This window comes from Mesorhizobium sp. M0030 (assembly GCF_040323695.1).
Classification (GTDB): domain Bacteria; phylum Pseudomonadota; class Alphaproteobacteria; order Rhizobiales; family Rhizobiaceae; genus Mesorhizobium.
In genome coordinates, this window is the sequence record NZ_JAMYVE010000004.1 from 105,073 (window position 1) to 130,656 (window position 25,584).

General features: G+C 63.6%; 26 protein-coding genes. 11 read left to right on the plus strand and 15 right to left on the minus strand.

Annotated elements, in window-relative coordinates; genetic code table 11:
- Position 1: 1 nt before the first annotated feature.
- The gene (locus NKJ80_RS10555; RefSeq protein ID WP_352497542.1) at positions 2-298 is read right to left on the minus strand and encodes an HlyU family transcriptional regulator; all 297 of its coding nucleotides are present in this window, start codon (positions 296-298) and stop codon (positions 2-4) included.
- 101 nt (positions 299-399) lie between these two features.
- Entirely contained in the window at positions 400-1,077 is a 678-nt protein-coding gene (locus NKJ80_RS10560) for a PadR family transcriptional regulator (RefSeq protein ID WP_023672450.1), read from the minus strand.
- Between the two features lie 272 nt (positions 1,078-1,349).
- Between NKJ80_RS10560 and NKJ80_RS10565 the strand changes: the two genes are divergently transcribed.
- Entirely contained in the window at positions 1,350-1,607 is a 258-nt protein-coding gene (locus NKJ80_RS10565) for a DUF2798 domain-containing protein (RefSeq protein ID WP_023672449.1), read from the plus strand.
- Positions 1,608-1,652: 45 nt separating this feature from the next.
- On the opposite strand, the gene NKJ80_RS10570 is transcribed toward NKJ80_RS10565, so the two are convergent.
- From NKJ80_RS10570 to NKJ80_RS10590, 5 genes are all read right to left on the minus strand, one after another.
- Positions 1,653-2,033 carry a thiol-disulfide oxidoreductase DCC family protein gene (locus NKJ80_RS10570; RefSeq protein WP_023697082.1) on the minus strand — a complete coding sequence of 127 codons (381 nt, stop codon included), beginning with the start codon at positions 2,031-2,033 and terminating at the stop codon, positions 1,653-1,655.
- 69 nt (positions 2,034-2,102) lie between these two features.
- Complete coding sequence (locus NKJ80_RS10575) at positions 2,103-2,396, minus strand: GYD domain-containing protein (protein WP_023672447.1); 294 nt, start codon at positions 2,394-2,396, stop codon at positions 2,103-2,105.
- A gap of 191 nt (positions 2,397-2,587) precedes the next feature.
- Positions 2,588-4,612, minus strand: coding sequence for an RNA polymerase sigma factor RpoD (gene rpoD, locus NKJ80_RS10580; protein WP_023672446.1), 2,025 nt, complete (start codon positions 4,610-4,612; stop codon positions 2,588-2,590).
- Between the two features lie 412 nt (positions 4,613-5,024).
- On the minus strand, positions 5,025-6,965 hold the full coding sequence (gene dnaG, locus NKJ80_RS10585) for a DNA primase (protein ID WP_023683795.1): 1,941 nt from the start codon (positions 6,963-6,965) through the stop codon (positions 5,025-5,027).
- Positions 6,966-7,136: 171 nt separating this feature from the next.
- Complete coding sequence (locus NKJ80_RS10590) at positions 7,137-7,505, minus strand: RcnB family protein (RefSeq protein WP_023672444.1); 369 nt, start codon at positions 7,503-7,505, stop codon at positions 7,137-7,139.
- Positions 7,506-7,893: 388 nt separating this feature from the next.
- On the opposite strand from NKJ80_RS10590, the gene NKJ80_RS10595 reads away from it, so the two are divergent.
- On the plus strand, positions 7,894-9,558 hold the full coding sequence (locus NKJ80_RS10595) for a Na/Pi cotransporter family protein (protein ID WP_352497543.1): 1,665 nt from the start codon (positions 7,894-7,896) through the stop codon (positions 9,556-9,558).
- A gap of 95 nt (positions 9,559-9,653) precedes the next feature.
- A complete protein-coding gene (locus NKJ80_RS10600) occupies positions 9,654-10,835 on the plus strand; it encodes an MFS transporter (RefSeq protein WP_352497544.1) in 1,182 nt (393 codons plus the stop codon).
- Between the two features lie 7 nt (positions 10,836-10,842).
- Here the strand turns inward: NKJ80_RS10600 and NKJ80_RS10605 are convergent, their stop codons facing one another.
- Together NKJ80_RS10605 and NKJ80_RS10610 are read right to left on the minus strand one after the other, a co-directional pair.
- Positions 10,843-11,400, minus strand: coding sequence for a GNAT family N-acetyltransferase (locus NKJ80_RS10605; RefSeq protein WP_352497621.1), 558 nt, complete (start codon positions 11,398-11,400; stop codon positions 10,843-10,845).
- Between the two features lie 116 nt (positions 11,401-11,516).
- Positions 11,517-11,966, minus strand: coding sequence for a GatB/YqeY domain-containing protein (locus tag NKJ80_RS10610; protein WP_031195862.1), 450 nt, complete (start codon positions 11,964-11,966; stop codon positions 11,517-11,519).
- 258 nt (positions 11,967-12,224) lie between these two features.
- On the opposite strand from NKJ80_RS10610, the gene carA reads away from it, so the two are divergent.
- From carA to NKJ80_RS10625, 3 genes are all read left to right on the plus strand, one after another.
- The gene (gene carA / locus NKJ80_RS10615; RefSeq protein WP_352497545.1) at positions 12,225-13,442 is read left to right on the plus strand and encodes a glutamine-hydrolyzing carbamoyl-phosphate synthase small subunit; all 1,218 of its coding nucleotides are present in this window, start codon (positions 12,225-12,227) and stop codon (positions 13,440-13,442) included.
- Between the two features lie 68 nt (positions 13,443-13,510).
- Positions 13,511-13,762 carry a type II toxin-antitoxin system RelE family toxin gene (locus NKJ80_RS10620; RefSeq protein WP_023711204.1) on the plus strand — a complete coding sequence of 84 codons (252 nt, stop codon included), beginning with the start codon at positions 13,511-13,513 and terminating at the stop codon, positions 13,760-13,762.
- Between the two features lie 11 nt (positions 13,763-13,773).
- Positions 13,774-14,157, plus strand: a complete 384-nt coding sequence (locus tag NKJ80_RS10625; protein WP_352497546.1) for a helix-turn-helix transcriptional regulator — start codon at positions 13,774-13,776, stop codon at positions 14,155-14,157.
- Positions 14,158-14,166: 9 nt separating this feature from the next.
- Here the strand turns inward: NKJ80_RS10625 and NKJ80_RS10630 are convergent, their stop codons facing one another.
- From NKJ80_RS10630 to ypfJ, 3 genes are all read right to left on the minus strand, one after another.
- Positions 14,167-15,087 (minus strand): aldo/keto reductase, encoded by a 921-nt coding sequence (locus NKJ80_RS10630; RefSeq protein WP_352497547.1) that lies wholly within the window; start codon positions 15,085-15,087, stop codon positions 14,167-14,169.
- A complete protein-coding gene (locus tag NKJ80_RS10635) occupies positions 15,084-16,349 on the minus strand; it encodes a TCR/Tet family MFS transporter (RefSeq protein WP_023733296.1) in 1,266 nt (421 codons plus the stop codon). Before NKJ80_RS10635 ends, NKJ80_RS10630 begins: the two co-directional genes overlap by 4 nt.
- Before the next feature lie 176 nt (positions 16,350-16,525).
- The gene (ypfJ, locus tag NKJ80_RS10640) at positions 16,526-17,461 is read right to left on the minus strand and encodes a KPN_02809 family neutral zinc metallopeptidase (RefSeq protein WP_023672436.1); all 936 of its coding nucleotides are present in this window, start codon (positions 17,459-17,461) and stop codon (positions 16,526-16,528) included.
- A 255-nt stretch (positions 17,462-17,716) separates the two neighbouring features.
- Here ypfJ and NKJ80_RS10645 point away from each other — a divergent pair, with 255 nt between their 5' ends.
- On the plus strand, positions 17,717-19,714 hold the full coding sequence (locus NKJ80_RS10645; protein ID WP_352497548.1) for a hypothetical protein: 1,998 nt from the start codon (positions 17,717-17,719) through the stop codon (positions 19,712-19,714).
- Between the two features lie 28 nt (positions 19,715-19,742).
- Here NKJ80_RS10645 and NKJ80_RS10650 read toward each other — a convergent pair whose 3' ends face one another.
- Both NKJ80_RS10650 and mntR read right to left on the minus strand, forming a co-directional pair.
- A complete protein-coding gene (locus NKJ80_RS10650; protein WP_023672434.1) occupies positions 19,743-19,931 on the minus strand; it encodes a hypothetical protein in 189 nt (62 codons plus the stop codon).
- Between the two features lie 91 nt (positions 19,932-20,022).
- Positions 20,023-20,478, minus strand: a complete 456-nt coding sequence (gene mntR / locus NKJ80_RS10655; RefSeq protein WP_023672433.1) for a manganese-binding transcriptional regulator MntR — start codon at positions 20,476-20,478, stop codon at positions 20,023-20,025.
- A 257-nt stretch (positions 20,479-20,735) separates the two neighbouring features.
- Here mntR and NKJ80_RS10660 point away from each other — a divergent pair, with 257 nt between their 5' ends.
- From NKJ80_RS10660 to NKJ80_RS10670, 3 genes are all read left to right on the plus strand, one after another.
- The gene (locus NKJ80_RS10660; RefSeq protein ID WP_023691522.1) at positions 20,736-22,094 is read left to right on the plus strand and encodes an Nramp family divalent metal transporter; all 1,359 of its coding nucleotides are present in this window, start codon (positions 20,736-20,738) and stop codon (positions 22,092-22,094) included.
- A gap of 53 nt (positions 22,095-22,147) precedes the next feature.
- Positions 22,148-23,005: a protein-L-isoaspartate O-methyltransferase family protein gene (locus NKJ80_RS10665; protein ID WP_352497549.1), complete on the plus strand. Its 858-nt coding sequence runs from the start codon at positions 22,148-22,150 to the stop codon at positions 23,003-23,005.
- Positions 23,006-23,122: 117 nt separating this feature from the next.
- Positions 23,123-23,773 carry a dihydrofolate reductase family protein gene (locus tag NKJ80_RS10670; protein ID WP_023727458.1) on the plus strand — a complete coding sequence of 217 codons (651 nt, stop codon included), beginning with the start codon at positions 23,123-23,125 and terminating at the stop codon, positions 23,771-23,773.
- Positions 23,774-23,963: 190 nt separating this feature from the next.
- Here NKJ80_RS10670 and NKJ80_RS10675 read toward each other — a convergent pair whose 3' ends face one another.
- The gene (locus tag NKJ80_RS10675; protein WP_502902197.1) at positions 23,964-24,842 is read right to left on the minus strand and encodes a LysR family transcriptional regulator; all 879 of its coding nucleotides are present in this window, start codon (positions 24,840-24,842) and stop codon (positions 23,964-23,966) included.
- 87 nt (positions 24,843-24,929) lie between these two features.
- Between NKJ80_RS10675 and NKJ80_RS10680 the strand changes: the two genes are divergently transcribed.
- Positions 24,930-25,529, plus strand: coding sequence for a LysE family translocator (locus tag NKJ80_RS10680; RefSeq protein WP_023689744.1), 600 nt, complete (start codon positions 24,930-24,932; stop codon positions 25,527-25,529).
- Positions 25,530-25,584: the final 55 nt, after the last annotated feature.

Sequence of the window (25,584 nt, forward strand, 5' to 3'; positions counted from 1 at the left end):
GCTACCCGAACATCCTCTCGCCTTGCTCGTCGACCAGTTGCATGCCCTTCTTGATCGAGATGTCGACGGCGTCGTCCAGTCCAGCAAAGCGATCGGCGCGGATGAATTTGTGTTCCTTCATCACGCCGTCGACTTCCTTCGAAACCACGCCGCAAGTCTGGTATTGGCCCCCCTCCGCCTTGTAGGGCGTGGCGCTGATCAAAAATCCCTTGTGCTCAACCTGCTTTGCCGGTGCTGCGCTCTTGGACCCGCCCGCCTCACCGCCGCCACCACCGAAAAGACGTTTCAGAAAAGACATGGGGCTTCCTCCAACGGCAATCATCCTGCACCATGTCTCGCGGTGCAGGATGATTTTCAGTACCGTTCCTCAGTCGAACGGGCAAGGGTTCTCGCCCGGGGTCAACCGCGCGATAGCGCTTCCAGGGCTTCAGCGGCGGCTTCCAGGACTGCAATCGCCTCGGCCTGCTTTTCAGCCGGCGCGTCGACGAGATCGCCGAGCGCGGCACGCAGCCGGTGGCGCACGGCGCGGAACTCGTCGCGGGCTTCCGAGCGACCCCGTCCACCACGCCGTCCGCCTTCCTCGCCGTCGTCGTTCCAGCCGAACCAGTCCCGCGCTTTCGCCATCTTGCGGCCGAAGCGCTCCAGATGCTCGAGCACGCCGTCGATCATCTCGCGGTTCTCGGCGAGATGCGCCTGCCCCGCCTCGGTGATCGAAAACACCTTCTTGTTGCCGTCGGCGGCTGAAGCCGCATAGCCGGCCTCTTCCAGGAAGGTCAGCGTCGGATAGACGACGCCCGGGCTCGGGCTGTAGATGCCGCTGGTGCGCTCTTCCAGCGCCTTGATGATGTCGTAGCCGTGGCGCGGCGCCTCGGCCAGCAGCGACAGCGTGATCAGCTTGAGATCGCCGTCGGCCAGCATGCGCCCGGCACGAAACATGTCGCCCGGGCCGCCGCGTCCACCGCCACGTCCGCCGTGGCCGAACGGACCAAAGCCGCCGCCCCCTCTTCCACCAAATTTGCCTGCCATGTGCAGGAATGCGCGCTCGGCGCGCTCGCCAAAGGGATGATGTCTGTGCATGAATTGCTCCTTGAGTTATATCTTACGATACATCTTAATTAGGCTTGCCCCGCCGACGAGTCAAGATATATCTTACGATGTATCTAAAGGCGGCGCCAGAAGGTTGATTTCGCCGCCGCCGGCAGCTAGAAAGCGCGTGAGGGCCAAAACCTCTCCGTAAGCGTCTGACGTCAAGCAACGCATCCACCCCGGTCTTTCCGGGCAGTTCCGCCGGAAACCCGGCGCAATGGATGCCAAATGCGACGGACCGGATGTTTCAGGAAAATCCAAAAATGACCACGACCCGTAAGCGCGGCAAGCTGCCGGCGCGCTATGCCGCGATCGTCAGCCCGCTGGTGCTGTCGCTGCTGATGACCTTCATCGTCTCGTTCATATCGACGCTGAAAAGCCTTGGACTGCAACCTGATTTGCCGGCTGTCTGGCTCACTGCCTGGGGCCTGTCCTGGCTGGTAGCGTTCCCAACGTTGCTCATGGTGCTGCCGGCGGTGCGCCGCATCGTCGGCTGGCTTTGCGAGCCGGCGTCCCGGTAACGCCCATGACGGTAAGGCCCGCAGATATCTGCGGGCCTTGCCTCGCTACCAGCGGCCCTTGCGCCGGTTCCAGGCATAGAGAAGATCGGCGAAACGATCATAGGCCAAGCGCGTCAGCGGCAGCGCGACCGGATTGCCGAAGAGCGTCGCCAGCCAGCCCTCGCCCGGCGTCGCCCGCCAGACGGCAACCGCGACATCGGCGCCGACCAGCAGCCTGCCTTCGGCATCGGTGGCATGCAGCCGGCGGCGTATGTCCTCCAGCGAGGCGCTGTAGCCAGAGAGCGCCGCCGGTTCGAGGTTGATGTCGCGGAATTCGATCCGCCCGGCCTTGATCGCCTCGATCAGCCGCCGTTTCTGCCGGGTGATGCCGCCATCGCAGACGGGGCAGCGTGTGTTGTACCAGACGGTCAGCGCAGGCTTGGACATGGCGCGACTATCACCCTGACGGCACGGCCCCGCAATATGACGCCGAGCCGCACGGACCCGCGCCCAGCGCTATCCAAGCGAAGTGACGATCTCGCGATAGGCAAATTCCGGGAAAGCCTTGAGCGTTCGCGTCTTGACGCTGCCACCCGTTGCCAGCATCAGCGCGAAACGAGCAAGCACAGCATCGTCGGGCGCCTCGATAATCGCCACCATGTCATATTCGCCCATAGTCAGGTAAAACGCCTTGAACGAGCCGCCCATGTCGGCCAGTTGCTTCTTGGCGGCATCGAGCCGCTTCGGCGACTCTCGGATATTTCTGGCGCCCTGTTCCGTCCAGTTCATCAGCAGGATGTAGGTTGTCATCACACACCTCCCTCCGGCGCCACGGAGCACGGCTGAGGACATCAGCCTGGGCGGACATCCGGTTTTTCGCCCAGAACATGCATCCGACCAGGCAAGTATCCTCCCGACGGAGATGTGCGACAAGAGCCTTCACCCGGGCAACAAAAAGGGCGCCATCGGCGCCCTTTTCGAATGCTGGTCTGTTGCCGGTATCAGCTGTCGAGGAAGCTCCTCAGCTTGCGGCTCCGGCTCGGGTGCTTGAGCTTGCGCAGCGCCTTGGCTTCGATCTGGCGGATACGCTCGCGCGTCACCGAGAACTGCTGGCCGACTTCTTCCAGCGTGTGGTCGGTGTTCATGCCGATGCCGAAGCGCATGCGCAGCACCCGCTCCTCGCGCGGCGTCAGCGAGGCGAGCACCCGCGTTGTGGTCTCGCGCAGATTGGCTTGGATCGCCGCATCGATCGGCAGGATCGCCATCTTGTCCTCGATGAAATCGCCCAGATGCGAATCCTCTTCGTCACCCACAGGGGTTTCGAGCGAGATCGGCTCCTTGGCGATCTTCAAGACCTTGCGCACTTTTTCGAGCGGCATTGCGAGCTTTTCTGCCAGTTCCTCCGGCGTCGGCTCGCGGCCGATTTCATGCAGCATCTGGCGCGACGTGCGCACGATCTTGTTGATCGTTTCGATCATGTGCACCGGGATGCGGATGGTGCGCGCCTGGTCGGCAATCGAACGCGTGATCGCCTGCCGGATCCACCATGTCGCATAGGTAGAGAACTTGTAGCCGCGGCGGTATTCGAATTTGTCGACCGCCTTCATCAAGCCGATATTGCCTTCCTGGATCAGGTCGAGGAACTGCAGGCCGCGATTGGTGTATTTCTTGGCGATGGAAATGACGAGGCGCAGGTTGGCCTCGACCATTTCCTTCTTGGCGATAGCGGCTTCGCGCTCGCCCTTCTGCACCTGGTTGACGATCTTGCGGAATTCCAGGATCGAGATCGCCGTCTCGGTGGCGAGATTCTGGATTTCCGAACGCAGATCCTTGATCGCGTCCTTCTCGTTCTTGGTGAATTCCTTCCAGCCGCGCGAGGTCAGATTGCCGATCGAGCGCGTCCAGTTCGGGTCGAGCTCGGAGCCCTGATATTCCTTGAGGAACTCCTCGCGGCGCACGCCATAGCTTTCGGCCAAGCGCAGCAGCTTGCCTTCGTTCTGCACCAGCCGCTTGTTGATGTCGTAGAGCTGCTCGACCAGCGCCTCGATGCGCGCCGTGTTGAGCGACAGCGACTTCACCGCCTTGATCAGCTGGTCCTTCAGCTCCTTCAGGCGGCGGTCCTGGCTTGGCGACAGCGTGCCGGTCGCGGCCAGACGGTTCTCGACCTGCTGGTCCTGCAGCTTGCGCAGCTTCTTGTAGGTGTCGGCGATGACGTCGAGCGTCTCCATCACCTGCGGGCGCAGTTCCGCTTCCATCGCCGCCAGCGACAGGCTCGCCTCGTCCTCGTCTTCCTCGTCGTCATCGACTAGGCCGCGCGTGTCGGCGCCGACATTGGTGATGTCGTCTTCCTCGTCGCGTCCACGCCTCGGCTTGTCCTCGGCCTTGGGCGCCTCCTCGATGCGCTCGACCACCGGCGCCTGCTTGGCTTCGGGGCCGGCATAGGTGGCTTCGAGGTCGATGATCTCGCGCAGCAGGATCTTGGATTCGTTGAGCTCGTCACGCCAGATGATGATGGCCTGGAAGGTCAGCGGGCTTTCGCAGAGGCCCGCAATCATCGTCTCGCGGCCGGCCTCGATGCGCTTGGCGATCGCGATTTCGCCCTCGCGCGACAGGAGCTCGACCGAGCCCATCTCGCGCAGATACATGCGCACCGGGTCATCGGTGCGGTCGGTCGGCTCTTTCTTGGTGGTCGTGGCGGCGACGGCGGTGCCGGTCTGCTCGGCCAGCTCGTTGGCGTCTTCCTCGGCGTCGGCATTGCTGTCGGCGGCCTCGGGCTCCTCGCTCTGATCGTCGTCCTCGACCACGTTGATGCCCATGTCGGACAGCATCGCATTGATGTCTTCGATGCGATCCGGATCGGTCTCTTCCGACGGCAGCACCGCGTTCAGTTCGTCGAGAGTCACATAGCCGCGCTTCTTGGCGGCCTTGATCATCTTCTTGACAGCATCATCGGAAAGGTCGAGCAGAGGCCCATCGGTGGCGCCTTCACGTTCGGTCTCGACCTCTTCCTTTTCCTTTGTCGCCATAGTCTTTATCTTCTCCTAGCGGCCGAGCATCGAAGCCGCGTAGCTGCCGCACCGGTCAAACTACATGCGCTGGTGGCGCTTAACCGGGCCGGTAACCGAATCAACTCTTTTGTTTGTTCATATCGTGCCCCCAAAACCGGTTTTCACTTTTGGGCGATATGCATTAAGTCCAGATTAACCCTGATATCTGTGGCAGGCTGACAGCCTGTCCAGTGATCAGCACCTCGCGTCAGTGCATTTCCATCGACGCCGGCACGGGTTAAGGTTTCGAATCGTCCTGATTCCGTCATTCTGCCAGAAGGTCAAGCGCCTCTCGCATGATTCGCATCAAAAAAGCGAATCAATTACCCGACTTAGAGGCGTCGATTCGACGCGCAGCACGTACATCATCCATTCTTGCGCAGGTTTCGACCTACACGCGCCCACCCCTGCCCGAGGACACACCGAAGCCTTCGATCAGCGCTTCCGTTGCTTGTACATCACGGAACTGCGCCTGAATCTCGATGAGGTGCCGGTAGTTTTCGTCAGTGGGATCGCTGGCGAGCGCTGCTTCCGCCTGTTTCAGCTCCTTATGTAAGGTGCGCGCGCTGCGCTGCAAGTGCAGCGCCTGGTTGAAGGCGTCGCGGGCATCGTCAAGCGCTGCGGTTTCCAGCGCGGGCCATTGCCTGGCCCGTTGGATCAGCGCCACGGCGCGCCCCCAGATATCGCTGCAGCCGGCACGTTCGATGGTGGCGATCACCGCGCTACGGTCATTGGCCATGTCGTGCGCCATCGCATCGAGGATGGCGGCGTGCAGCCGCTGCAGATCGGTGTTGGCGAGATCGAGGAACTCGACATGGGCGAAGTTCTCGTCGATCAGCGCCGGATGGTTGACGAGGGCTACGATGATCGTCGCCTCGCGCACCGACATCATCTCGCCACCGCGTTTGACCATGGCGGAGCGGCCGAGGCTTTCGGTGATCGCGGCGCGCGCGCCTGCCCCGCTGCCTTTGGCGAACTGTCCGCCGGGTGCGGGCGTTTTGCCCTGCCCCGGTTTCCAGTCCTGGCGACCTTGCCGCACTTCGCGCTGGGCGCTGAAGAAGGTCAGCTCCCGCTCGCGCATCCACTGCTGGTAGTGGTAGCGCTGGCTCTCATCGCGGATGCGGCTGGTCAGTTCGCGCAGCGTCTTTGTCAGCCCCGCCCGCCGCTCCGGCGTGTCGAAGACGCCACCGGATGTCTCACGCATCCACAACAAATCAGCGAGAGGCCGCGCTTCCGCCAGCACGGCACGAAACGCGTCCGGCCCTTCTGCCTTGACCAGATCGTCGGGATCCTTGCCCTCCGGCAACAGCGCAAAGCGCACCGACCGCCCGGCCTGCACCGACGGCAGCGCGAGATCCGCGGCGCGCCACGCCGCCTTCAGCCCGGCCTGGTCGCCGTCGAAGCACAGCATCGGCTCAGGCGCCATGCGCCACAGAAGTTCGAGTTGGTTTTCGGTGAGCGCGGTGCCGAGCGGCGCCACGGCATTCTCGAAGCCGGCCTGCGCCAGCGCAATCACGTCCATATAGCCTTCGACGGCAATCACCGTGCCGCCTTTCGCCAGCGCTTTGCGGGCTCGGGCGAAATTGTAGAGCACGTTGCCCTTGTGGAAGAGCTCTGTGTCGGGCGAATTCATGTATTTGGCCAGCGCATCGGGCGCCAGGGCGCGGCCGCCAAAGGCGATGATCTTGCCGCGCGAATCCGGGATCGGGAACATGATGCGATCGCGGAACCAGTCATAGGAGACCGGGATGTCGTCGCCATGACGCACCAGCCCGCAGGCCTCGATGTCGGCCTTGGGCACACCCTTGGCGGCAAGATGTTCCTTCAGCGCATTGCGGCTGTCGGGCGCAAAGCCCAGCCGGAACGATTGCTGCGTCGCCGGCGTCAGCCCGCGATCCCTGAGATAGGCGCGGGCTTTTGCACCCTCCGGTCCTTGCAGCCGCTCCTGGAAGAAGGCAGTCGCCATCTCCATGACATCGGTCAGACTGGCGCGTTCCTTCTCACGCTGTTCTTCCCGCTCGTCGCGCACCGGCATCGGCACGCCGGCCATGTCGGCGATCTTCTCGACCGCTTCGGGAAAGCTTAATCCGTCGAGCTCGGTCAGGAACTTGAAATGATCGCCCGACACCGAACAGCCGAAACAGTGATAGCGGCCCTTCTTGTCCTCGCAGTGGAAGGAGGGGCTCTTTTCGCCATGGAACGGACAACAGGCCCAATAGTCGCCGCGCGAGGCGTTGGTCTTCTTCCTGTCCCATGCGACGCGCTGGCCGATGACCGATGAAATCGGCACACGGTCGCGTATCTCATCGAGAAAGGCGGGCGGAAAGCGCATTGGGGAACTCGTTTGTCCCTCATATAATCATGCTCGCGGAATCCGACGACCCTTATTGCGGACCATACCCGGTTTCCACAGCCAAAAAGCCCGGTTTCTACAGCCAAAAGAAAGGCGGCCGTTTCGGGCCGCCTCCTTTCAAGTCTCTGCATTGCGCCGGCGAGGCCGGGCTTAATGCGCGGCAATGGCGCCGAAGATGATGCCGGACAGGACGCTGACCAGCACATAGTCGTTGCCGACGCGGATCCATTCCTGGCCGCGGCCGGGGCGATGCAGGCCGTAGCGGCCATAATCGCGGATCGGCTGGTGCCGCTTCCAGCTGGAATATTTCTGGCCATTGCGCCAATGGCTGCGCTTGACGACCACCGTCTTCTTCACGACGCGCTTCCTGACATCGACATGCTTGCCGGGCCTCTGCCAGTCGACCCGCGTGTAATTCGACTGCGGTGCGACCGGTGCGTTCACCGGTGCGGCCTGGCCGGTAAGCGAAGTGGCGGCCAGCATCGAGAAAGCGAGGGCGGAAAGAACAACACGTTTCATAGCGGGGCTCCTTGGTTGTCGATGCCTAGGGAATAGCGCCCGAAGGATGAACCGAAACTGAACACTAGCATTACATTTACGCAATGAAATCCGGCGCTTATCCTGGATATTTGAACATCATCGCAAAGGCGATTGCCGGGAGTCCGGCAAACCGGGACGATCCGCTGCCATCACCAGGGATCCGCCATGCAACCATTTGCGCATCCGTCCATTTTCCGACACGCCCTGTCGCGCCGCGACGGCTCTTGAAATCGACAAGATTTTATTACCCGGCTAAAATATTCCGGATATTGTTCAAGACTGTCATGACCATGATTCGCAGCCCCGTTTTCATCCCTGCACTGCGCGCCCTCCGCGTCGCGGTAGCTGTCTGCGTGCGGGTTTCGAAATGAGCGGCTCCGTCGTTCTGCTGCATCTGGCGGGCTCGGTGGCGCTGATGCTGTTTGCCACCCGCATGGTCAAGACAGGCGTCGAGCGCGCCTATGGCGACGTGCTGCGTCACCGGCTGCGCTCCACCATGCGCAATCCGATCATGGCGGTGCTGGCCGGCTGCGGCCTGTCCATCGCGCTGCAGAGCTCGACCGCCGTCACGCTTCTCGTCGGCTCCTTCGCCGGCGCCGGCATCGTCTCGGGCATGTCGGGCCAATTGGCTGTGCGCGGCGCCGAGATCGGCTCGGCGCTGGTGGTCAAGCTCTTGACCTTCGATCTGACGCTGCTGGTGCCGATCTGCCTCGTCGCCGGCACGGTCATGTTCATGGCCACCGAGCGGCGCGACTGGCGCCAGTTCGGCCGCATCCTGGTCGGCATCGGCCTTTTGGTACTGTCGCTGGAGATGATCGGCCAGGCCTCGGAGCCGCTGCGCCAGAGCACGCTGATGCCGCTCATCATCGAATATTTCTCCAGCGACTACGTCACCGCCTATCTGCTCGCCGCGCTCGTTACCTGGCTCTTCCACTCCTCAATCGCCGCCGTGCTTTTGATGGTCACGCTGGCCGGGCGCGGCTTCATCCCGCCCGAACTCGGCATCGTGCTGGTGCTCGGCGTCAATCTCGGCTCGTCGATCATCGCGCCGCTGCTCACCCGAAGTGCCGAACCTGGCGTGCGCGTCGTGCCGATCGGCAATCTGTTGATGCGCGGCATGGGCTCGCTGGTGATGCTGATCCTGTTCATGACGCTGAAGCCACCGGTCGCCTTCCTCGGCGCCACCGTGCCCGACCAGATCGTCAACGCCCACATACTGTTCAATGTGCTGATCCTGCTCGCCGGCCTGCCGCTTGCCAGCCTGATCTATCGTGCTTCCGAGAAGATCGTCGCAATGGGCACCAAGCCGGCGCCGGCTACAGAGCTCGATGTGGTCGAACTCTCCGCCCTCAACGACGGCGCGCTCGACGTTCCGAGCCAGGCGCTGGCCAACGCCACCCGCGAGGTGGTCCGCGTCTGCGAGACGGTCGAGATCATGCTCAAGCGTATCATCGAGCTGTATGAAAGCGCCGACGGCGACAAGATCAAGGCGCTGGCCGCCCTTGACGACCGCGTCGACAGGAAGCACGCGGCGATCAAGCTCTATCTGGCCAAATTGACCAGGAACTCGCTCACAGAGGACGAGGCGCTGCGCTGCCAGGAGCTGATAGGCGCCTGCGTCAAGCTCGAGCAGGTCGGCGACATCATCGTGCGCAACATGCTGGTGCATGTGAAGAAGAAGTTCGAGCGCGGGCTGGAGTTCACGCCCGAGGGCTGGAGCGAGCTGCTCGCCTTCCACACCTCGGTGCTGGCCAATGCCAGGCTTGCCTTCAACGTGCTGGTGTCGCGCGACCCTGAGACTGCCCGCCAGTTGGTGCTGGAAAAGGACCGGCTGCGCGACCGCGAAAAGGAAACCAGCGCCAGCCATTTCGTGCGCCTGCGCGACGGCACCGCCAAGAGCGTCGAGACAAGTTCCATCCACCTCGACACCATCCGCGACCTGAAGCAGATCAACTCGCTGCTGGCGTCGATGGCCTACCCGGTGCTGGAAGAGCGCGGCCTGCTCGGCGGCTCCAGGTTGAAGGCGAGCTGATCAAGAAAACCTAAACCGGCCGCAAAAATTTCTGCATTGCCGGCAAGCGCCATCCATGATTTGAGGCCAACTCGTTCAAGGATCGCTTCCGCGCCATGCTTCCGCTCATTGCCCTGTTCATCGCCGCCTTCGCTTTCGGCACCACCGAATTCGTCATTGCCGGCGTGCTGCCGCAAGTGGCCGACGGCCTTGGCGTTTCGATCCCGACCTCCGGCTATCTCGTCTCAGGCTATGCCGGCGGCATCGCGGTTGGCGGGCCATTGCTGGCGCTCGCCACCAAGGGCATTTCCCGCAAGACGCTGCTGCTTTGCCTGACCGTCGCCTTCACCATCGGCCAGGCCGCTTGCGCGCTGGCGCCCGATTTTACCTCGATGCTGCTCTTGCGCATTGCGGTCGCCGTCGCACACGGCGCCTATTTCGGCGTCGCCATGGTGGTGGCTGTCGGCCTCGTGCCCGAGGACAAGCGCGGCATGGCCGTGGCTGTGATCCTCTCCGGCCTCACAGTATCCAATGTCATCGGCGTGCCGGCCGGCACCGCAATCGGCAATCTCTGGGGCTGGCGCGCCACCTTCTGGGTGATGTGCGCGCTGGGCGTGGTGGCGTTTGCCGCCATGGCTGCGCTTTTGCCGCGCACGACAGGCGCATCAAGGCCATCCGCCAGTCTTGGCAGCGAGGTTCGCGTGCTGGCGCGCCAGCAAGTCTGGACCTCGCTGATCCTGATGCTGACGTTGATGATCGGCCAGTTCGGCCTGTTCACCTACATCACCCCGACACTGCTTGAGGTGACCCATCTCGACCAGAGCCTGATCCCCTGGGTGCTGCTGCTCAACGGCGCCGGCGCCACCGTCGGTGTCTTTCTCGGCGGCAAGCTTTCCGATTGGAAGCTGATGCCGTCGCTGATCACCATGCTTGCCCTGCAGGCGGTGATGTTGGGCGTGATCTATGCCGTCAGCCCCTACCCCGTGCCGATGGTCATCGCCATCGTTATCTGGGGTGGCCTCAACTTCGCCATAGGCACGCCGATCCAGACCCGCATCCTGGCCTGGACGGCGGACGCCTCCAACCTCGCCTCCTCGCTCATCCCCTCCGGCTTCAATGTCGGCATCGCGCTCGCCGCGTCGCTGGGCGCCGCCATGCTCAATGCCGGCTACGGCTACCGCAGCCTGCCGGTTGTGGGCGCTGCCGCCATGCTGGTCGCGGTGGTGGTGGCACTTGCCTCCTACATCTGGGAGGGGCGCAGCCAGGCAGCGCCGCCGCTGCCCGCACCGGCCGAATAGCGTCGGACTACAAATCGATCCGGAACAACAAACTCTCGGCGCCGCCATACGCGGCGTCCTTGATGAACGGACCGACCACACGGCCGCCATTGGCCAGCACCACCTTCTGCGAGGCCGGATTGTCGAGGTCGGTGGTGATCTCGACATATGGCAAACCAACAGCCCTCGCCTCGTCCAGCATCAGCCGCAGCGCCTCGGTCGCATAGCCTCGTCCGCGCTTCCACGGCACCACGGCATAGCCGATATGGCCGAGCACATGCGACGGCAGCGCGGCCGTACCCGGCTGCCAGCGAAAGCCGATCGAGCCGGCGGCCTCGCCGTCCCAGATCCAGCGCCGGAACCCCGGGAGCCGCGGCACGGTCGTGCCGTCCGGCAAGGTAATCGGGCCTCCTTTGGCCTCGGGATCGTCGAGGCTGGCAAGGAACGCCGCGGGATCCTCGTCGATCGCCGCAAGTTGCTCGCGCGTCGCTTCCATCAGCCGGACATTGTCCGGCGACCAGCCACGCTCGAGCGCCGCCTTGTAGGAGGGCAGATCTTCGAGCGTGGGTTTGACGATTTCGATTATGGTGGGGCTCTCCGGCAGGTCAAGGCTTGGCTCGCTTAAGCCGGTGCGGACCGTTTCTTGCCCAGAGGTGATGTCCCGCCCCCTGCTCTCCTTCGCCACTGAAGCGGTGTCGGCTCTTACTGCAGCAGGCCTTTGACGATGCCGCTGGCCTTGCCGAAATCCATCTGGCCGGCATATTTCTGCTTCAGCGCGGCGATCACCTTGCCCATGTCCTTTTGGCTGGCGGCACCGGTCGCAACGATCGCCTCGCGCGCCGCAGCTGTTACGGCGGCGTCGTCCAACGGCGTCGGCAGGAAGCCGCGGATGATCTCCATCTCGCCACGCTCCTGCGCCGCCAGTTCCGGGCGCTTGCCGTCCTCGAACGCCTTGGCCGATTCCTCGCGCTGCTTCACCATCTTGGCCAGGATCTGCAGGATCTCCTCGTCGCTGGCGGGGTCCTTGGCCGAGCCGCGATTGGCGATGTCGCGGTCGTGGATGGCGGCCTGGATCAGCCTGAGCGTCGGCAGGCGGTGCTTGTCCTGCGCCTTCATCGCGCTTTTCAGGGATTCAGCGATTTTTGCGCGCATGATGCTTTCTCCTTCGAACGGCGCGGACAATAACCGCGGCCCATCCGCAAAGCAAACGCGCCAAAGCCCTGATATCGTTTGACGAAACAAATGCTCGCCGTTTTGGCACGGCATCATTGACCGCTCTGGCGCCTTCCCCTATGTACTCGGCCTTGCATAAGACAAAGAATTGATGCGCGCAGGCTTGAGAGATCGGCCGCGCCGTTTGCTGCGCAGATGGCCCGCCATCGAAGCGCGCAGCGTGACAGGAGCGTCGCCATGGCCGAGATGACCCCCGAACTGACCCCGCCTTGGGCAACCGAAAAGCCGACCGCCGTCCTGGTGCTGGCCGACGGCACCGTCATCGAGGGTCGCGGCCTCGGCGCCACCGGTTCCGCCGTTGCCGAAGTCTGCTTCAACACCGCGCTCACCGGCTACCAGGAAATTCTCACCGACCCGTCCTATGCCGGCCAGATCGTCACCTTCACCTTCCCGCATATCGGCAACATCGGCACCAATGACGAGGACATCGAGGACTTGAACCCGGTCGCCCGTGCAGGCGCCGTTGGCGCGGTGTTCAAGGCCGATGTCACCAACCCGTCCAACTACCGCGCCGACACCGGGCTGGACCAGTGGCTGAAGAAGCGCGGCATCGTCGCGCTGTCGGGCATCGACACCCGGGCGCTGACCGCGCTGATCCGCGAAAAGGGCATGCCCAATGCCGTCATTGCGCACGCGCCCGACGGCATCTTCGACATCGACGATTTGAAGCGGCGCGCCGCCGCCTGGTCGGGCCTGATCGGGCTTGACCTCGCCAAGGAAGTCACCTCGGGCCAGTCCTCGGTCTGGCGTGAAACGCCCTGGGTATGGAACGAAGGCTTTGGCGAACAGGCCGAGCCGTCGATGCACGTCGTCGCCATCGACTACGGCGTCAAGCGTAACATCCTTCGCCTGCTTTCCGGCCTCGGCGCCAAGGTCACCGTGGTTCCGGCCGGCACCGGCTCGGAAGAGATCCTGGCCATGCAGCCCGACGGCATCTTCCTCTCCAACGGCCCCGGCGACCCGGAAGCCACCGGCGACTACGCCGTGCCGGTCATCCAGGACCTGCTCAAGACCGACATCCCGGTATTCGGCATCTGCCTCGGCCACCAGATGCTGGCCCTAGCGCTGGGCGGCAAGACCGCCAAGATGCACCAGGGCCATCACGGCGCCAACCACCCGGTCAAGGATCATACCACCGGCAAGGTCGAGATCGTCTCGATGAACCACGGCTTTGCCGTCGATGCCGACTCGTTGCCCGAGGGCGTCGAGGAAACCCATGTCTCGCTGTTCGATGGCTCCAACTGCGGTATTGCGCTCACGGGCCGTCCGGTGTTCTCGGTCCAGCATCACCCCGAGGCCTCGCCCGGTCCGCAGGACTCGCACTATCTGTTCCGCCGTTTCGTCAATCTGATCCGCGAAAAGCGCGGCGAGGAACTGCTGGCCGAGCGCGCCTGAGCCTTGCCAAGCAGAATTAAGCGATAATATCGCTTAACATAAAGCGATAAATCTGCGATATTCCTGCCGTGAAGACGATCATCCTCTCGGCGTCGGCAGCTCGCGATCTCGATAATCTGCCGGCCGATGTCCGCGAGCAGGTTACCGAGGGCTTGAACACTTATGCCATCAGCGGGCGTGGAGATGTGAAACGTCTTGCCGGCCGAGACGGTTACAGACTTCGGATCGGTCGCTACCGCGTTATCTTCGATGAAGATCGCACGACAATCCTCGCGATCTACATCGGCAAGCGCGAAACGACGACCTACAGCCGGCCATAGGACAGGACATCATGAACGCTCCGCAAATCATAAGGACTTCAACCGGGGAAGAACTGGTCGTCATCCCGAAGGCTGACTACGAGGCATTGCTGCATGCCGCCGAAGAAGCCAGAGAAGACGCTGCGGATGTGGCGATCTACGATGAGCGGAAGGCCGAGCTCAAAACGGAAAAGCCCCTGCCCGCCGAGGTGACCATGGATATTTTGCGAGGTTCCAGCCGGCTCAAGGCGCTGCGCAACTGGCGCAAGCTGACGCAAGCCGAATTGGCTGATGCCATCGGTGTCAGCCAGGGCTTCCTGTCGGACCTTGAATCCAATCGCCGCAAGCCATCGGCGCAAACCAGCACCATGCTGTCGAAGGCATTGGACGTGCCCAGCGAATGGATCGAAGCCTAGTATCTAACCTTACGGCACCGGCCGGCCTTCGCTGGCTTCCAAAATGGCGAACCATTGCTGGCGGTCGAGCGCGATATCGAGTGCCTTGACCATGGCGGCCAGCCGCTCGGGCTTCATCGTGCCCAGCACCGGCACCAGCCGGGCCGGATGGCGCAGCAACCAGGCGATGGCGACGGCGGCGAGATCGCCGGCGCCGATCTCGGCAGCCACCGCCGCGATTGCCGCCCTGACCCGCGCCTCGCGCCCTTCCTTGCCGGTGAACAGCAAGCCGCCGCCGAGCGGCGACCAGATCATCGGCGCATAGCCGAGGCGTTGCGCGTGATCGAGGCTGCCATCCATCAGCGCATTGGTCTTCAGCACCGACATCTCGATCTGGTTGGTGGCCAAGGCAAACGGCAGCCGCGAAGCCAGAAGGTCGAACTGCGACGGCGTGAAATTGGAGACCCCGACCGCTCTCACCTTGCCCGACTTGACCAGCCCGGCAAGGGCCGCCGCCGTCTCGTCGGCATCCATCAGCGGATCCGGTCGGTGCAGCAGCAACAGGTCGAGATAGTCGGTGCCGAGATTGGCGAGCGAACGGTCGACCGAGGCGGCAATGTGGGCCGCACTGGTGTCGTAATGCTTCAGCCGGTTCTGAGGCCGGTTGGCCGATGCCAGAATGATGTCGCATTTCGAGATCAGCTCGATGCTGTCGCGCTTGCCCTTCCAGCGCGACAAGCCGGCGCCAAAGGCAGCTTCCACCTGGTAATGCCCGTAAATATCGGCGTGGTCGAAGCTGGTCAGGCCGAGATCGACCGCAGTGCCGATCAGCCGCGCGATCTGGTCGGCGTCCGGGCGCGCGGCGTTGTCGAGCAGGCGCCAGGCGCCGAACACCAGCCGCGACAGCGACACTCCGTCCTTGGTTAGCTCTATGCGGCTGTCATGGCTCATATCTGGGCTCCATCTTCCGCAGCGCCGGTGGCAACGCTTCTCACCGCCGTCGGCCTCGCAACTTTCGTCACAAAGACAATGACGGCAAGCGTCAGGAAGCACGCGCCAACCAGATAGGGGGCGCCGCCGAACACTACGGGCGCATTCGGTCCGGTGAACCAGGAAAAGATCGCGGTGTAGAGCAGCGGCGTGATGATCGAGGTGATCGAGAAGATCGACGTCATCGCACCCTGCAATTCGCCTTGCGCCGATGGCGGCACCTTGGCGGCGGCAAGGCTTCTCAGCGGCGGATCGGCCAGTGCTTCGAGGCAGCCGACGACGATCACCGCATAGATCATCCAGCCTTGCGAGGCGAAGGCGTAGCCGAAGGCGCTGGCCGCAGTAAATGTCAGGCCGATCACCGCCGTCCTCCATTCGCCAAGTTTGGGGATCACGCGCGGCAGCACCGTCGCCATGACGATCGCCCCACACAGGCCGAAGGCGCCGAGCGAGAAGCCGATCTGCTGCTCGCTCCAGCCATAACGATAATTGGACACGAACGACCACACCGCAGGATACATCATGTGGCCGAGCGTCATCAGGAAGAAGGCGAGCCCGATCCAGCCGATGCCCTGATATTGGCGCATCTGCAGCAGCGTGCCGACCGGGTTGGCGCGTTTCCACTCGAAGCGGCGGCGGTGCTTTTCATCGAGCGTTTCAGGCAGGAAGAACATGGCGATGAGGAAGTTCACGAAGGCAAGCCCGGCGGCAAAGTAAAACGGCACTCGCGGCCCGAACGTGCCGAGCAGCCCGCCCAGCACCGGCCCAATGACGAAGCCGACGCCGAAGGCGATGCCGAGCAGACCGAAATTCTTCGCCCGGTTGTCGTCGTTCGAGATGTCGGCAATGAAGGCCGACGTCGTCGAATAGCTGGCGCCCGAAACGCCGGCCAGCACGCGGCCGATGAACAGCATCGGATAGGACCAGGCGATGGCGCAGATCAGATTGTCGATCGAGAATGTAAGCACCGAGGCAAGCAGGATCGGCCGCCGCCCGAAGCGGTCGCTCAACCCGCCCATGATTGGCGCGAAGAAGAACTGCATCGCCGCATAGACGAAGAACAGCCAGCCGCCTTCGATCGCCGCTTCGCTGATGCCGACGCCGGAAAGCTCCCTGAGAAAGGCCGGCAACACCGGCATGATCATGCCGAAGCCGATAATGTCGAGCAGCAGCGTGGTGAAGACGAGCGCAAGGCCCCGCCTGGCGGTTTTGGGGTCGATCATGATGGCGTCTGCTCCCTGAGACCGCCCTTGGGCGGGCGCCCGTTATAGGCGAGGCGCCACTTTGGAACAGGAGGAGAACGCCTCAGGCGTTCTCCTCCTGACATCTGTTGCCGGTGGTGAATCGGCCCGCCGACGGATGCGCTTTGAACCGCGGTCGGCTGGAACTTGCGAGCGCCTCAAACCGGACCGGTCAGCGTGTTGCAATCCGACAGCTTGCCGCTCTTGTAGCCGCGCGCCAGCCAGGTCTGCCTTTGCTGCGACGTCCCGTGGTTGAAGCTTTCCGGAACGACATAGCCCTGCATCTTCTTCTGCAGCGTATCGTCGCCGATCTGCTTGGCGGCGTTGAGCGCCTCTTCGATGTCGCCCTGTTCCAGAATGCCCTTCTGCGCGGTGAAATGCGCCCAAACGCCGGCGAAGCAGTCGGCCTGCAGCTCGATGCGCACCGACATCTGGTTGGCTTCCGCCTCACCCATCGACTGCCGCATCTGGTTGAACTTGGGCAGGATGCCGGTGAGGTTCTGCACATGGTGACCGACTTCATGGGCGATCACATATGCCTGGGCGAAATCCCCCGAGGCGCCGAACTGCTGGTCGAGCTGCTGGAAGAAGGTGGTGTCGAGGTAGACCTTGTGGTCGCCGGGACAATAGAACGGTCCGGCTGCCGTCGAGGCGGAGCCGCAGGCCGAGCGGATCTGGCCGCTGAACAGCACAAGCTTCGGGTCCTCGTATTTCAGGCCCTGCGACTGGAAGATGCCGGTCCAGGTCTCTTCGGTCTCGGCCAGCACGGTCGCCACGAACTGCTTCATCTCGTCGGAAGCAGGCGTGCCGGCGCCGTCGTCCTGGCCGCCGCTGTTGTCGGTAATCTGGCCACCGCCACCCGGCAGCACGCCGCCGCCGTCGCCGCTGCCCAGGATCTGCGACGGGTCGAAGCCGAAATACCATCCGGCCAGCACCACGAGGACGACCAGCAATATGCTGCCGCCGCCGCCGGTGCGGCCGCCGATCGGGATGCGGAACTGGCCAGGGCTGCCGCCGCCGAAACCACCACCGCCGCCGCTGTCGCTGCGCTCGTCCTCGACATTGTCACTCTGACGGCGGCCCTTCCAGAGCATGGCAACTCCCCGTATGCAAATTTCGGCTGGCGTGGCCGATGTCGTGGCCCAGTCCGACCCAACAGACAATTATCGCAATGGTTGCGCCAAGTCACAGTATTTTTCGTGGCGGCGGCATCGTGTTCGCACTCTGGTCGAGGCGGCATGCGCGCTGTAGCATCCGGTTCGAACGGGGGTGTCGGGGACTTGCGGACGATCGGTTGATTTCTGCTGCTGGCGGTGGTGCTATGCCTCGGCCCGTCGCCGGCGCGCGCCGTGACGCTCGATTCCAGCGTCGCCGTAACCGATCCCGAGACATTGCAGGCGCTTGAGCGTGGCGGCCTCTCGATCAGCCGCCTGCTCGGCCCGGCGCTGGGTCTCACGCGCGAGGTCGACAATCGGGGCCTGTTTTCGGTGCGCGCGCTGACCCCTGTGCGCAACGCCGTCAAGCAGGAGATCGCCGACGAGCCTGCCAATAGCCCCGATCCTTACGTCGCGGCCATGGCCAAGTCGAAGGACACCAGCCAGAAATTCAACCCGAAATACATCGACGATGACGGCTCGACGCTCGACCTGACCGGCGTCGTCAACCGCATGGACCGCGGCTATCTCGGCCACACCGAATGCGGCGAGATCAGGCTGATCTACCGCTTCCACTATTCGGTGGCGGAGAAGCCCACGAAGGGAAAGACAGCGCAACGCATCTCGTCGCGGCTGCCGCTGACCATGGGTCTGGTCTTCAACGCCAGGCCCGGCGAGGCTCGCCCCCGCGCTTCGAGAGACCGTCCAAGCGCCACCGCCGTTTCCTGTGCCGAAATCGCCAAGCGCTGGCTCGCCGCCGGCCAGAAGAACCTTGCGCCCGAGCAACTGGCAGCCTGGCTGCGCTCCGACGAAGGGCCGCTCTCCAACGCCATGCTGAATTCGTCGCAGATCATGCGGCTTGAGCTGAACATGCAGGTTCTCCGGCTGTCGGCCTCGAGCCGCCGCGACTTCGGTGGCCACGCCGAATATCTCCTCAAGATTTTCAAATGGGACCCAACGACGTCCACCTTCCAGGAATCGAAGATGGAGAACCAGATCGACCGGAAAGTGGTTCTGGCCGACCGGCCGGCCTTCGCCAAATGGCTGCTCACCGACCGCAACCTCTACGACCTCGATCGCGGCCGGTTGGTCATCGACGACAAGTTCCTGGCGACCAGCGCCGTCTCGGTCGCACCCGGCGGCATGGCCAGGTCGCAAAACAATATCGCCTATGGGCTGCTCGACGATGCCGACATCGACAAGGCACTGCAGGACTATGTCGCCAAGGGCAACGAGCTGCGCAGCGTGAAATCGGTGGCCGGCTTCAATCTGCGTCTCAACGAAATGACCTGCACCGGCTGCCACCAGACGCACGGCATTGCCGGCTTCCATTACACCGGCGCCGATCCGGCCAGCGAGCCGCGCCGCAACGCCGTCTTCGTCCCCGGCTCGGCGGTGTTCTTCGCCGACCTGCCTCGCCGCCGCGCCATCGTCGAGGACTTCGCCGCCGGCGGCCATCCGGATTTCTCACGCGGCTTCGCCGCCCGTCCGGACGCCAAACTCGCCGAAGCGCTGAAAGGCACCGATCTCTACAATGGCTGGGGCTCGATCTGCTACAGCGGCAAGGATGCCAGCTTCAAGGACTGGAGCTGCGGCGAAAGCCTGCGCTGCGCCGGCGTCCATGAAAGCGACATCCATCCGGGCTTCGGCACCTGCGTCAGCGAGGCGGCCACCGCAGTCGGCGACCCCGTCGAGTTCGGCGAGATTAAGATGTCGAGCTGGGGCAGCGACAAATATTGCCGCCTGTCGCCGGCCACCGCAAAAGCCTGCGCCATCGATCCGGCGCGCGACAAGAAACCGGTAATCAAGCTCGCCGGCTATGGCGCGGCGCGCCAACGCTACGACAACCCCGAGCAGAAGACCGGTGGCTTTCCCGGGGGCATGCTGCGCAAGGCAAGCTGCGACAAGCTTCCCGACGAGGCGACTTGCGGCCGCCTCGCCAAGACCGGTTTCAACGACTGCATCGCGTCGGGCAAGGACCACAAATTCTGCACCAAGGAATTCACCAAGACCGCCGGCCTGCGCGCCTGCGACAAGGCGCATCCCTGCCGCGAGGACTATATCTGCACCGCCGGCTACGACGATCTGGCCGCAGCCAAGCCTGGCAAGGGCTCCTGCATTCCGCCCTATTTCATATTCCAGTTCCGCGTCGACGGCCATCCGCGCAGTTGGGTGCAGGACACCGAGGAATGAGCGGCAGGTTGCCGCTTGCGAACAGAACTCAGATCTTCTGCTTGGTGCCGGCGCTTTTGCCGTCCGAGCTTTTGGAGCGTTCCTCGAAACGCGCGGCGCCCTTTTTCAGCGCATGGCCGGTTTCGACCTCGGTCTTGCGTTCGTCCTTTGCCGCTGCCTGCCTCAAACCCTCGGCCGCCTGCTTGCCCTTCGCGGTCGGTGCCTGTTCGACGCCCATGTTTTCCTCCTTGGCGCGCGACAATGACGCGCAACGTCAGGAGCAACGAGCCTGACGTGCGGAGGTTCCAGTGGTGCGGCCCCGGCACCCCTCAGCGCGGCGCGATCATCGCCTTGCGAAAGGCTTCCAGCGTCTCGGCGCTGACATGATGCTCGATGCCCTCGGCATCGATGCGCGCCGTCTCGGCGCTGACACCGAGCGAACGCAAAAACGCTTCTACCGTCTGGTGGCGGATGCGGCTCTCTTCCGCCACCTTGCGCCCGGCGTCGGTCAGGAACACACCGCGATAGGGTTTTCTGGAAACGAGCCCGTCGGCGCACAGCCTGGTCAGCATCTTGGCCACCGTCGGCTGGGCGACACCGAGCCGCGCAGCAATATCGACCTGACGCGCCTCATTGCCGTCCTCGATCAGGTCGGCGATCAGCTCGACATAATCCTCGACCAGCGCGCCGCGGCGCGCTTCGCGCTGCTGCCGGAACCCTTTCGAATGAATCTCGGCGTCAGGCAGCGGCTCCTCGCGTCCAACCGGTCTGTGCTTCAGCGCCAACACGCGCTCCTTCCTATCTTTTGACAAGAATCGGCTTTGGGCAAAGCAATCGCCCTTTGCCATTCATAGCACGGGCTTAACTGTTCCAGCCGTTTATTTCCATTCCATGGTAGGCGCAACCGGCGTTTGCGATCCCCGGCCGGCCTGCCGGTCGGCGCAACAGGAAGCACATACAATGAAATATAGCCTATTGCATAATGTTGAGCCCTGGCATAGATAGGATGACGTCAACCGATCCACCCAGTGGAAAGCCCTCCATGTCCGAAGCTGACGCTACCTTGGGATCATCCTGGCGATTTGACAGGCCGGAGGACAATCCTCCCAGCCTGCGCGAGGTGAACTCCACGATCGCGGTGCCGCAGTCCGGCGTCTGGTTCCGTCGCCTGTTCGCCTTCATGGGACCGGGCTACATGGTCTCGGTCGGCTATATGGATCCGGGCAACTGGGCCACCGACCTCGCCGGCGGCGCCCAGTTCGGCTACACGCTATTGTTCATCATCATGCTGTCCAACCTGATGGCGATCCTGCTGCAGGCGCTTGCCGCCCGGCTTGGCATCGCCACCGGCCGCGACCTCGCCCAGGCCTGCCGCGCCTATTATCCGCGTCCCGTCAGTTTCGTGCTGTGGATCGCCTGCGAACTCGCCATCATCGCCTGCGACCTCGCCGAGGTGATCGGCACGGCGATCGCGCTGCAGCTTCTGTTCGGCATTCCGCTGATCGGCGGCGCGTTGCTGACGGCGCTCGACGCCTTCATCGTGCTGCTCTTGATGAACAAGGGTTTCCGCTATCTCGAAGCCTTCGTCATCGCGCTTTTGATCATCATCTTCGGCTGTTTCGCCATCCAGATCTTTGCCGCTGCCCCTCCGGTCGGCTCGATCCTGCATTCGATGTTCGTGCCGTCGACGGAGATCGTCACCAATCCGGCGATGCTCTACATCGCCATCGGCATCATCGGCGCCACGGTGATGCCGCACAATCTCTACCTGCACTCCTCGATCGTACAGACACGCGCCTATGAACGGACCGAAAAAGGCAAGCGCGACGCCATTAAATGGGCGACGACGGACTCGACCATCGCGCTCGTCCTGGCGCTGTTCGTCAACGCCTCGATCCTGATCGTCTCGGCGGTGGCCTTCCATGGCACCGGCCATCAGGATGTCGCCGAGATCGGCCAAGCCTTCGAGCTCTTGTCGCCACTGCTCGGCCTCGGCATCGCCTCCATCCTGTTTGCGGTGGCGCTGCTGGCCTCCGGCCTCAACTCGACGGTTACGGCTACGCTTGCCGGCCAGATCGTCATGGAAGGCTTTTTGCGCCTGCGCATTCCGCAATGGGCGCGCCGGCTGCTGACGCGCGGCATCGCCATCGTCCCGGTGGTGGTCGTGACCGCGCTCTATGGTGAAAAGGGCACCGGCCAGTTGCTGGTCTTCAGCCAGGTGGTGCTGTCGATGCAGCTGCCCTTCGCGGTCATCCCGCTGGTGCAGTTCGTCTCCGACAAGAAGAAGATGGGCGACCTTGCCATTCCCCGTGGCGTGGCGGCCCTCGCCTGGGTGGTCGCGGCGGTCATCCTGGTGCTCAACTTCAAGCTGCTCTACGACACCGTCTTCGGCGTCGGCTGATTCTCATTCCCGACCGCGACAAACCGGCGGCTTGCGCTATCTTGCTCGCCATCATGACAAGTGTCGAAGACGCCAGGAAATTTTACGCGCAGCTGATGGCGGCCAATGCCGGCTCGGCCGATCCGCGCCTCGAAGAGGCGTTCGCCACCGTTCCGCGCGAGGCCTTTCTCGGTCCCGGACCCTGGGCGGTAGTCGCCGGCAGGGCGCTCACCACCGGCAACGGCAAGATCATGACGCCGAGCGCCGATCCTGTTCACATCTATCAGGACGTGCTGGTGGCGCTCGATGCCGACAAGGGCATCAACAATGGCGAACCCTCCTTGCACGCGATGTGGATCGGCAGGATCGCCCCCAGACCGGACGAGGCCGTCACCCATATCGGCGCCGGCACCGGCTACTACACCGCCTTGCTGGCGCGGCTGGTTGCGCCCGGCCCGGTGACCGCCTTCGAAATAGAGGCAGATCTTGCTGCCAGAGCAACAAAGAATCTCGAAACCTACGGCAATGTAAGCGTCGTCCACGGCGATGCCGTCACCGGCGATCTGCCGCCGTCCGACATCATCTATGTCAATGCCGGTGTCGTCGCACCGCCGGCTGCCTGGCTGAGGGCGCTGAAACCCGGTGGCCGCATGATCTTTCCCTGGCGTCCGTCTCAGGGCGTCGGCCTGGCCGTGATGGTAACCCGCACCGACAAGGGCTTTGCCTGCGACCCCTTCATGCGCTCGTGGTTCATCCCCTGCGTCGGCGCCTCGGCGGCCGGTTCGGCGGCCAAAATCCCCGACCTCCAGAAGGCGGCGCGCAGCCGTTCGATCTGGCTGACGTCAGACAGGGCGCCGGACCGGACCGCCACCGCCATCATCGGCGACGTCTGGTTTTCGTCGCAGGCGCTTGGCGGCGGGCGACGGCGGTAGGTACCCTTGTCGGCCGGCAGCGTTTTTTTGCCAACGCCTGTCGGGCGGCCGCCGGCCTGTCCGTCCTTAGATCGAAATCCGGCCCTGACGGCGCGGATCCTGGAAAAGGAAAATCCAATGCGAAAGATCATCGCTTCCACCTTCGTCAGCCTCGACGGCGTCATGCAGGCGCCAGGCGGCCCGGAAGAAGACCCGGTTGGCGGCTTCGAATTCGGCGGCTGGACGTTCCACTACTTCGACGAGGTGGCGGGGGTGGCCATGGAGGAATTGTTCTCCAAACCCTTCGCCCTGCTGCTCGGCCGCAGAACCTACGACATCTTCGCCGCTTACTGGCCGTATCAGAAAGATGCCATCGGAGATGCCTTCAACCCTGCGACTAAATATGTGGCGACGCATCGGCCGGATTCGCTCACCTGGGAAAATACGCAATGGCTTGGAGAAGATATCGTCGCGGCGTTGCGCCGCCTCAAGAAGGAAGATGGGCCTGACCTGCTCATCCAGGGTTCGAGCGAGCTGATCCAGACTTTGCTGGCCAACGGGCTGATCGACGAGATCCGGTTGATGATCTTCCCGCTGCTGCTGGGCAAGGGCAAGCGGCTGTTCGATGGTGGTGCGATGCCCGCCGCTTTCAAGCTGGTCAAGTCGCAGGCCACTACCACAGGCGTCATCATGGCGACCTACGAACGCGGGGGTGAGGTCAAGGTCGGGTCGTTCGCTACGCAGAAGCCGTCAGAGGCCGAGCTCGAGCGGCGTAAGAACTGGAAGTGACAGGGACAGGCTTGGCACCTTTCCTCTCCCTCCGGAGGGGGGAGAGGTGGCGCTGCGAAGCAGCGACGGAGTGGGGGAACCACCAAGGCGCAAGAATCTTCCCGCACCGAGTAAAGGGCGACCCCCACTCCGTCGAGCTTCGCTCGACACCTCTCCCCCGATCGACGGGGGAGAGCAAATCCAAGTTCTGTCAAGCCGCCACAGCCCGCCGTTCCAGCCCATCCCGGATATACCGCGCGAACTCCTGCGCGGCAGGCGCCGCGCCAAACCTCGGCAAATGCAGATTGATGGAAAAATTCGGCAGCGGCGGCAGCCCGGCATCAAAAGCCAGGATGTCAAGATCGGCAGGCACGGTGGAGGCCAGCCAGGCGGTGACGGCAAGGTCGGAGCGCACTGTCGCGGTCGTCGCGTCGATGTTGCCGTTCTCGAACACGGTGCGCCATTCCAGCCCGTGCTCGTTCAGCGCCGACAGCACCACCGGGCGGAAGGCGCAGGTGTCGGCGACGATCGACACCGGCAGCGGCCGCTTGGCGCGGGCGACGCCGCCCTTGGCCCCCACCCAGACCAGCCGGTCAATGGCCAGGCACTCACCGGCCGACGGGCCGACCCGTTCCTCGATGACGGCAAGGTCGATGGTGCCGGCCGCGAGGGCCGCGGCAAGGTCCGGCGAAGCCGCACAGAGCAGTGAAATCTCGACCTGCGGATAGGTCTCGGCATAGGCCTTCAGCACCGGCGCCAGCAAAGTGCCGACAAGGTCATAGGGAACACCGAGCCGCACCTGGCCGGCGACCTCGGTGCCCGCCATCTCGGCCCAGATCTCGTCATTGAGGCCAAGCAACCGTTTGCCCTTGCCGAACAGCCGCTCGCCGGGCCGCGTCAGCCGCAAGCCACGCCGGTCGCGCTCGAACAGGCTGCAGCCGAGCGCTTCTTCCAGCCGCTTGATCTGCTGGCTTACGGCGCCTTGCGTCAGATGCAGCGCGTTCGCCGCCGCCGTCATGCTGGCCTTGTCGGCGACAGTGACGAAGGTGCGGATCAGCGCTGTGTCGAGGTTGCGGATCATGGTTGGCATTATATCTGCTAATGCCAACCATCGCAAACATTGCATTTACTGAAGTATGCGGAAGTCTACCATTGGGCTTTTGATGAAGGACGCCTCATGTTGCAGCCCATCTTTCCGCTCATCCTGTTTGCCTTCGTGGCCACCGTCACGCCCGGCATCGCCACCACCCTGTCGACTGCCTCAGGTGCACAGTTCGGTTTTCGCCGTTCCGTTCCCCTATTGGTCGGCAGCGCCGCCGGTCTCGCCACCGTGACCGCTGCTGCCGCCGCCGGGCTCGCCGGTCTGCTGCTGGCCATGCCTTCGCTGCAACTGGCGATGAAAATCATCGGCTCGCTCTATCTCATCTGGCTGGCAATCAAGATCGGCCGCGCCGGGCCGCCCAATCTCGATGTGGCGATGGCAAAACCCAACAGCTTCTTCGGCGGCGCCGGCATTCAATGGATGAACCCGAAGGGCTGGGCGATGGGACTGGGGGCGGCGGCCTCGTTCGCGGCCCTTGCCGACGGGCCGGGACAACTCGCGCTGCTGCTCGGCTCGACCTTCGGCCTCACTGCAGCCGTCTCGCTGTCGATCTGGTGCGTGGCGGGCATGGTGCTGGCACGGCTGCTCGAGACCGAATGGCAATGGCGCGCGCTCAACATCGTGCTGGCGCTGGTGCTGGCTGCATCGATCATACCGATGTGGCGGGGAGCGTAAACGCAGAGGTCGGCGCCAGTACCCCCACCCGGACCTGCGGTCCGACCTCCCCACA